The organism is Actinomyces ruminis, assembly GCF_002154335.2.
Lineage (GTDB): Bacteria > Actinomycetota > Actinomycetes > Actinomycetales > Actinomycetaceae > Actinomyces > Actinomyces ruminis.
In genome coordinates, this window is the sequence record NZ_MTPX02000086.1 from 1 (window position 1) to 8,421 (window position 8,421).

Annotated in this window: 8 protein-coding genes; 7 read left to right on the top strand and 1 reads right to left on the bottom strand. The window is 57.7% G+C overall.

Annotation, left to right across the window (positions count from 1 at the left end; translation table 11 throughout):
* A partial coding sequence (locus BW737_RS15230) for an ROK family protein (protein WP_143233417.1) occupies positions 1–829 on the top strand: 829 nt, incomplete at its 5' end.
* 462 nt (positions 830–1,291) lie between these two features.
* Here BW737_RS15230 and BW737_RS15235 read toward each other — a convergent pair.
* Entirely contained in the window at positions 1,292–2,257 is a 966-nt protein-coding gene (locus BW737_RS15235; RefSeq protein ID WP_180272257.1) for a sugar-binding transcriptional regulator, read from the bottom strand.
* A gap of 143 nt (positions 2,258–2,400) precedes the next feature.
* Here BW737_RS15235 and BW737_RS19090 point away from each other — a divergent pair, with 143 nt between their 5' ends.
* From BW737_RS19090 to BW737_RS15260, 6 genes are all read left to right on the top strand, one after another.
* Complete coding sequence (locus BW737_RS19090; RefSeq protein ID WP_257210927.1) at positions 2,401–2,760, top strand: ABC transporter permease; 360 nt, start codon at positions 2,401–2,403, stop codon at positions 2,758–2,760.
* Positions 2,742–3,410: an ABC transporter permease gene (locus BW737_RS15240; protein ID WP_257210928.1), complete on the top strand. Its 669-nt coding sequence runs from the start codon at positions 2,742–2,744 to the stop codon at positions 3,408–3,410. Before BW737_RS19090 ends, BW737_RS15240 begins: the two co-directional genes overlap by 19 nt.
* Before the next feature lie 57 nt (positions 3,411–3,467).
* Positions 3,468–4,487: a substrate-binding domain-containing protein gene (locus BW737_RS15245; RefSeq protein ID WP_257210929.1), complete on the top strand. Its 1,020-nt coding sequence runs from the start codon at positions 3,468–3,470 to the stop codon at positions 4,485–4,487.
* Positions 4,488–4,492: 5 nt separating this feature from the next.
* Entirely contained in the window at positions 4,493–6,058 is a 1,566-nt protein-coding gene (locus BW737_RS15250) for a sugar ABC transporter ATP-binding protein (RefSeq protein ID WP_086616052.1), read from the top strand.
* Positions 6,059–6,125: 67 nt separating this feature from the next.
* Entirely contained in the window at positions 6,126–6,689 is a 564-nt protein-coding gene (locus tag BW737_RS15255) for an SIS domain-containing protein (protein WP_180272258.1), read from the top strand.
* Positions 6,682–8,169, top strand: a complete 1,488-nt coding sequence (locus tag BW737_RS15260) for an FGGY family carbohydrate kinase (RefSeq protein WP_086616054.1) — start codon at positions 6,682–6,684, stop codon at positions 8,167–8,169. The genes BW737_RS15255 and BW737_RS15260 overlap by 8 nt, the downstream gene beginning before the upstream one ends.
* Positions 8,170–8,421: the final 252 nt, after the last annotated feature.

Below are 8,421 nucleotides of genomic sequence, written 5' to 3' on the forward strand. Positions count from 1 at the left end.
CACCATCGGGGCGGACGTGCTGGACGCCATGCTGGCCCTGCCCCAGGTGGAATCGGCGGTGAACGCCTTCGCGGCCGACTATCTGGCCGCCTTCTCCACTCCCGCATCGCCTGAGGAGCCCTGGGGCATCGCCCCGTTCACCGGCCGAGGCTGCCCTTCCGCAACGGGGCGGTGGGCGCCTCGGCCGACGTCACCCGTACCCACAACTTTGAACCCATACGTCGCGGCTGCAAAGAGGCCCGTGACTATGACCTTGAATGATCGTAATGAGGTAGTCGCCATGACCGACATGCTGGCCCCAACGCCAACGCCTACAACCGCTGCCGCGCGCTCACAGGAGACGCAGACACGTCCCTTCTTCGACGCGCCCGGACTACCCACCAGGACCGGCTACACCATCGGCGTCGACGTCGGCGGCACCAAGACGGCTCTGGGTATATTCGACGGCGAACGTGCCCTCGTCCGGCGTATCCAATTCCCCTCAGACGCCGCACTCGCCCCGAAGCCCTTCCTCGACGGCATTGTCGACGCCTGCCTGGAACTCGCCGGTGAGGTCGGCACCGAGATGAGCGATCTGCGGGGGATCGGCGTCGCCGTGCCCTCCTACGTGAACTACGAGGAGGGACACATCGTTAAGACCACCAACCTGCCGTTGCTGAGGGACGTGCCCGCCCGTCAGTATCTGAAGGACCGCCTGGGCGGTAACGTTCGCGTTCTTGTGGACAACGACGCCCACGCGGGGGCACTCGCTGAGCACCGCTATGGCGCCGGTCGCGGTTTCCGGCACATGCTCTACTGCCCCGTATCCACGGGGATCGCCTCAGCATGATCATCGATGGCAAGCTCTTCCGCGGGCGCTATGGATGGGCCGGGGAGTCCGGGCACATGATCGTCACTCGATCACGGGCTGACATGCGGCTGTCTGATGTCCTACGGCTCCCGCTATCTGGCGCTGTGGATCTACGACGTATCCGCCATACTCAACATCAACTGCTACGTGTTCGGCGGCGGGTTACTGAACTTCGGAGACCAGTTCTCCCCTGCCCCCGTGTGTGCTGGCTTACTTCGACCGCCACAACAGGGACAACTCCCCGGCCTACTTCCGCCGGGATGAGCTGGGAGACGACTTCGGCATCATCGGTGCCGCGGAGCTGCTGTTCCAATGACCAAGCGGCGGGCGAAACAGCGCTACACATACGCAAGCGCTGCTTGGCAGACACACACATACGGACGTCAGGATGGTGTCCTAGTCCAGATTCGACATGGTCCCATGAGAACAAGAATGCAACAGTCAACGCCGATGCGGCACCGGCGTGGTATCCAAGAGCATTGAGGCGACTTCATCTGTCGTAATGAGGCAGTCAATAACACCCGATGCGCAGACAGAGCGGATTGCGCGAGTCTTACCGGCCTGCCCAGCGACGGCGACTACATGCCTAGCGGAGCGCAATTCCTGCAGTGACATCGAAATACGGCGGTCATTCAACGGCACGTCAAGATAATTGCCGTCGTCATCGAAAAACATCCCAGCTACCTCAGCGACTGCGCCCTCATTGTTCAGTTCCCGAATGTCGTCCTGGCTCAGGTGATCAATGAGCTGACTGATCGGGGGGTTCCATGAGCCCACCGACAAGAAAACGAAATCGAGTTCCTGCAGCCGTCCTAGTATGTCCGCGACCGCCGGTTCGTGGCGAGCTGACTCGGCCGATGAGGGTGTCGTAGAAAAAAGCGGGGCAAACAGTGCCTTGGTAGTGAAGCGTCGATTCGAGGACAGTTGCGCAAACATCTCAATCGGAGATAGGCGAGGATCGTTTCCAACCATGCCCGAAATCTGGACAATCTCCACGTCCGGTAGCTCTCCGAGGTGCTGAACCATCGGCAAAAGAGTTCGCCCCCATGAAAAGCCAATCCGATCCCCACGGGATGCGGAGGAGGTTAAATACTTGGCGGCCGTCGCTCCCAAGGCTTCGCGTTCCCTGACGACATCGGGACTTGCCGTCGCCAGATAGACCTCGCCGACCCCAAGGTGCTCAGCGACATCCGAGGCGAGCACAGCGTCGCCGCCATACGGATGTTCAATCGTTACATTAACGACACCTTCAGAGCGAGCTTGATCGAGCAGTCTCGCAACCTTGAAGCGGGACACGCCGAACTCGCTTGCAAGCTCGACCTTGGAGGCCCCGTCAACGTAGAAACGCCTTGCAATTGCAACCAAAACCCGGACCTCATTGGGGTCCAGATGGCGCTGTCGATTCAATCTAAACTCACATCCTCGGGTCCGGGCTGCCGCCATCGGGCGCTCAAATGAGCATACCACAAACACTTGCGCGATCATAAGAGCGCAAGCTAGCATCGGCCTTGCCGGCGGTGATGGAGCCGCTTGGATGTTAAGGAGCAACCATGTCAAAGGTCAGACGCGTCCCCCCGGAGATCGGCGTTCTGGTTGTCGTCGCTATCGTTGCCGTGATTATGGGGAGCATCTCTCCCGAGTTCCGCACCCCAAGCAACCTCAGCGTGCTATTGCTTAACGGCTCGGTCGTGACGTTTCTCGCCATAGGTCAAGCCTGCGTCTTGTTAACGGGCGGTATTGATCTATCCGTCGGGTCCAACATCGCACTCACTGGAATGATGGCGGCCTTGGCCATGCAAGCCGGCGTCAGTTGGTGGCTGGGCGCATTAATTGCGGTGTTGACTGGCGTAGCTGTCGGCGCATTCAATGGAGTAATGGTCCACTACGGAACATGCCTCCGTTCATCGTGACTTTCGCGACCTTCGGGATTTCAGCCTCGATTCCAAAGATCCTCACACAAGCGAAATCAGTCACGGTAACCGAGCCAATGTTCGCATTCTTCGGACGTGGGTCGATATTCAACGTCCCTGTGCCCATCATCATGGTGGTGATTGCGGCGATCCTTGTGGGTCTGTTGTTGAACAAGACTCCAACTGGCGTTCATATATACGCGATCGGTGGCAACCGGGAGACAGCGAGGCTCGCCGGCGTGTCGATTGCCCGTAACACCATTCTTGTATACGTAATATCGGGGATATGTGCGGCATTCGGTGGAATCATCACCACCTCACGCCTGATGGTTGGATACCCAACTGCCGGTTCTGGAACCGAACAGTTTTACTCAATCGCATCGGCGGTAGTTGGCGGTGTGTCTCTGTTTGGGGGCGTTGGGACGATACTCGGGGCATTCATCGGCTCGATCTTGATTGCGGAAGTATCAAACGGAATGAACGTCATCGGTGTGGACTCTTATTGGCAGCCACTGGTTATCGGCGTGATCATTTTGATTGGCGTGTTGTTGGACACGAATAAAGCAGGTCTCCGAAGGTTGGCGTTCTGGAAGAGACTGCGAGCAAAAGCCGAACGACGGGAGGCCGACGGTGATGAAGTGATGAGTTGAATCGTGATCAATGAGTTTATGCGAGCGGCCACACACCTGTCGTAAAGGAGAATGATAATGTCGTCCAAGCATGTCAAGATGAACTCGGCGGTAGCCGCCACCTTAACCGTCACAGCGTTATTGGCGGGGTGTTCAGGCGCGGTTGATACAGGAACGGGTTCTACCAACGAGTCAGAAGGCGGCTCGACCGCAGTGAGCCTCCCTGAGTCGTGCTCGAGTGACAATCCTACAATCGCTGTGCTTCTGCCGAACCAGACCAATCCATACTACGTTTCCATGAAGGAGGGATTCGAAACCGCGGCCGCGGAGAACGGCTTCACTGCCGAGGTACAAATCGCCGGGGATGACGATGCACAACAGCTTGCGCAGGCGCAGGCTGCACTTCAGAAGTCTCCGTGCGCGATCGCGCTGAATCCCGTCAAGTCTGAGCCGGCGGCAGCAATCGTTAGAGAAGCGAACGACGCCGGTGTGCCGGTATTCACGGTCAATGTTATTGTGGACGAAGACGCTCTCGACGCTCAAAATGCGACGATCGTGCAGTATCTTGGAGCGGATAACCATGCTGGCGGGGCCGATGTCGCAACCCAAGTTCTGGAGGATATGGGCACCGACGCGGAGCTGAATATCGGTTTCGTGACTGAGCCCGACGAGGTTCCTGTCGTGATTCGCGACGAGGGATTTACCGAGACGATTTCTCAGAATCCGAATGCTGAAATTGTCGCCACTGTCGACGGCAACGTAAAAGCGACAGACTCGCTCGAAGTAACGACCGACATGCTCCAGGGTAACCCGGATATGAACGTGATCTTTGCTTCGACGGGACCGGCCGCTCAAGGAGCTAAGGAGGCGGTCGAGGCATCGGGCCGTGACGTCAAGGTATACGGATTTTGTGCGCCTAGCGTCACACTAACGGACAACTACCCGGCGTGTGTTGCCCAGGAGCCGGCGGACTACGGAAAGCGGGTCGTAGAGCAAATCGCCGCTTACGTCGGCGGGGAGTCTGTAGAGTCAGAGATCCTTCGGCCTCTTAAGATGTTCGTGTCCGGACAGACGCCGGGCGAGGGCGAGGTGGGCTAACAGCCATGACCGATGGTCGTACGACGCTTACTCGTGGGCTTGAGGCTCTTGACATCACCAAGGACTACGCAGGCAACCGGGTTCTGCTGGGCGTCTCGCTTGAAATACGCCCCGGCGAAGTCGTTGGCCTAGTCGGCCACAATGGTGCGGGTAAGTCGACGTTGTTGAAGGTGCTGTCGGGAGCACATAGGGCTTCGTCCGGCGAACTGCTGATCGACGGGCGTGAAGTGCATTTCCAGGGGCCGTCTGACGCGATTGATTGCGGCGTGTCGACGGTTTACCAAGAGTTGTCATTGCTCGGTAACCTAACGGTATCACAAAACGTATGGCTCGGCAGGGAGTTGCGTTCTAAGGGCATGCTTGATCAGCGTATGATGAGATCGAAAGCCTTAGATCTTGTTCATAGCTTCGGTCTTGATGTCGATCCCGATGCAAAAGTCGGAACTTATTCGACTGCCGTACGTCAACTGCTTGAGATCGCTATCGCATTGAGCCGAGGTACGAGATACCTTCTGCTCGATGAGCCGACCACTGCACTCGAAGGAGATCAGGTCGCCGCGCTGCTTAAGTATATACGCCGACTAGCTACCGAACGTCAGGTCGGTGTTTTAATAGTTGATCATAAGCTCGACGAGCTTTACGACGTCGCTGACCGGATTGTCGCTCTGATGAACGGCAAGATCGTCATCGACGCTGCCGTCGAGTCCGCCGATCGACATGAAGTAGTTGCGGCGATTGCCGGCCAGGAATACGAGGCTGACCGCCGGAATGACAGCCATTCACGCGACGGTGTTGAACGGTCGACGGTACTGAAGGTAAGTGGATTGCGGAGCGGTGCGCTTCATGGTGTTTCGTTTACCGCACATGAAGGTGAGATTCTAGGTGTGTACGGGCTTGGAGGCTCTGGTAGATCGGAGATGCTGCGCGCCTTGGCGGGAATTGAGCCGGCAATGGCAGGATCTATCGAGATCAACGGTAGTGCGTTTCTGCCCCGTTCTCCTGCGGAGGCAATGAGGCATGGTGTGTCGTTTCTGACTGAAGAGCGTAAGAGCGACGGAATCGTGCCTCAAATGAACTGCGTTAGAAACGCAGCCCTCCCTGTCTTAGAACGTTTTACTCGTAGATGCTTCTTGCGGGAGGGCGCTCTGAGGAACCAGATCACGGAGTTGCTCAAGCAGCTTAACGTGAAAGGAGATCTGAATGCTCCCATCATATCGTTGTCTGGAGGGAATCAACAGAAGGTTGTCCTGGCAAAGGCGCTCGTGCAAAATCCAACCCTTTTGCTTTTGGATGAGCCGACTAAAGGAGTGGACATCGGGGCGAAGAGCGAGATTCATCGTCTATTGAGGGAATTAGCACATTCCAAGCATCAGTCGATCGTTATGGTTTCGTCAGAAGAGGAGGAGATCCTCGAGCTTGCTGACAATGTAATCGTGTTTGTTGACGGTCGTGTCGCAGAGGGGCCGTTGCCAGCCGGCGCGCTGACCGTCCCGATGTTACGTGAGCTTGCGTGGAGTGATGCGCATGGTCCGGATGCTATTGGAGGTGTCGATTTTGGCGACAAGTGGTAGGGCGTATTTTGATGCGGACCATTGCCTGGATGTTGCGCTGCGAGGAGCGAGGATCGAGGCGGATGCGGTGAGTGACGCGGTAAGGCAGATAGGAAGTGAGCTGGTTGACGTCGCAAGACTCATAGAGTCGTCCCATGGAAAAGTCGTTGTGATAGGTTCTGGTACGTCGGGAATGGTGGCGAGGCGGCTCGCCCACTTGCTGTCTGTTTCCGGCACGCCGGCGTTTTTCGTGCATCCGATGGATGGTCTTCATGGAACGATGGGGTCAATTGAGCCGGAGGATGTCGTGATTGCGATTTCTAAGGGCGGCGAGTCCGATGAGGTCAATAGGTTATGTGCTATTCAGAAGAGAAAGGGCTCGGTGATTGTCGGGGTCGGAGAAAAACGGTCATGTAGCCTCGCCCGCGAGTGTGACGTGTTTGTCGCTCTCACAACACTTGACGGCGCGGACCCTGCGAACACTCTTGCGATGGGTTCAAGCTTGGTTGCGGCTCTTTGGGGCGATGCGCTTGCGCGAGCGCTCATGGAGATTCATGACTGGCAGGTCGCCGATAGTCTCGCGATTCATCCTGCGGGCGCGGTCGGCAAGTCGTCGGGTCTCATGACGGGACTTCGGAGTGAAGATGGATAAGTCGGTGGAGTCTTTCGTTATCGGTATTGATTTGTCGACGCAGTCATGCACTGTAGAAGTGAGAGATGCGGCTAGTTTCGCGGTTGTTGGTCGCGTTAGAGTGCCTCTGGAGGGGACTTCACCTCCCGTGTCAGAGCAAGACGCGAATGACTGGTGGAGAGCGGTTGTCGATGGGTTTAGATCGTTGTCGTCGGATGTAGATCTTACCCGTGTCGGAGCCATCTCGGTCGCAGGCCAGTGCCACGGGATGGTCCCGCTGGATGCCCAGGGGGACCCTATCAGGAGGGTCAAGCTGTGGAACGATACGTCGACTGCCGACTATCTTGCGCCGTTGCTAAGTCGGATTGACGAAGTGGATTGGTCGAGACGTGTCGGTTCTGTTCCGACGCCGGCGTTCACTATTTCTAAGCTTGCTTGGTATTTGGCGGAGGAGCCTTATAATGTCGTGCATACTCGGCATGTCGTTTTGCCGCACGACTTCATTAATTTCAAGCTGACTGGCAACTATGTTACTGATCGTTCTGAGGCGTCTGGGACGGGCTACTTCAACTCGGTGGATAACGTCTATGATTTTGATCTACTGGACCGGTGTTTCGACGCGGCATTGGGGTGGCGGACGCTTTTCCCCCGAGTTCTCGGCCCGTCGAGCTCAGCCGGCGTGGTGACGCCTGCGGCGGCGGCGGCTCTCGGTGTTCCAGTCGGTGTTCCGGTCGGCGCTGGTGGGGGCGACCAACATGTTGCCGCTCTGGGGCTTGGCGTCGATACCGGCGATGTTGTTTTTAGTCTTGGCACGTCGGGTGTCGTGATCACTTCTGCGGAGGCGCCGCTCGAGCATCCAAGGACGATGGTTAATTGCGTGGCGAACGCGGTTGGCGGTTGGCTTCCTCTTGTCTGTACGCTCAACTCGACGAAGGTGACGGACTGGGCTGCGGCGCTGCTAGGTGTTTCCGTACAGGAGTTTGATCGAATTGCGCTCGAGGTGGATGGACGCGCTCCTATTCCGGCGTTCGCGGCGTATCTCGATGGGGAGAGGTCTCCTTCTTTGCCTAAGGCGGCTGGGGTCATGACGGGGCTGACCGGTGAGACGTCGAGGTCTGCATTCGCGGCGGGCGTTTTTCGGGGCGTTCTCGCGGGTATGCTCAGAGGGCTGGATGAGTTGGCTCGTTCCGGTGCGCCTACCAGCGGGCGCGTGATTGCTATTGGGGGCGGCGCTCGTTCTCCGGCGTATGTTCGTAGTCTTGCGGAGCTTCTACAACGCCCGGTTGAACTTATTGAGGAACCTGAAGCGACGGCTCGTGGTGCGTGTCTCCAGGCGCTCGCGGTTATGGGGCAGCGGTCGGTTATGGATGTCGTGCGCGATCATCGTCCGGTTTCGGCGCGCGTGGTGCGTCCTGTCGGCTCGGCAAGCTGGGCGTCTATCAAGCCTGCGTATCTGAATGCTTGCCGGGTTGCCGAGGCGATTGACAGACGCGACTTCTGAGTTGGTGCGTTACATATGCGGATGTTGCGACTCACTGGTTGTCCTGACATGAGCGAACGTTGTTGTCAGATTTCGCATGGGAGGGGATGTCTCTCTTTTGCAGTTTGTTATTGATGACGCCCGTCTGGATCGGGTGGAGCGGGCCCTGGACATATTCCCCCTCATCGGGGTCACCACCAATCCCTCCATCCTCAAGGCCGGAGGCCTGACGGACTTCAAGCGCGACCTGCGCACCATTCGGGGGCTGGTGGG

Excerpts from the sequence above, each read along its gene's own strand:
- BW737_RS15250 (WP_086616052.1), top strand. The coding sequence starts at position 4,493 with ATGACCGATGGTCGTACGACGCTTACTCGTGGGCTTGAGGCTCTTGAC.
- BW737_RS15240 (WP_257210928.1), top strand. The coding sequence starts at position 2,742 with ATGCCTCCGTTCATCGTGACTTTCGCGACCTTCGGGATTTCAGCCTCG.
- BW737_RS19090 (WP_257210927.1), top strand. The coding sequence starts at position 2,401 with ATGTCAAAGGTCAGACGCGTCCCCCCGGAGATCGGCGTTCTGGTTGTC.
- BW737_RS15260 (WP_086616054.1), top strand. The coding sequence starts at position 6,682 with ATGGATAAGTCGGTGGAGTCTTTCGTTATCGGTATTGATTTGTCGACG.
- BW737_RS15245 (WP_257210929.1), top strand. The coding sequence starts at position 3,468 with ATGTCGTCCAAGCATGTCAAGATGAACTCGGCGGTAGCCGCCACCTTA.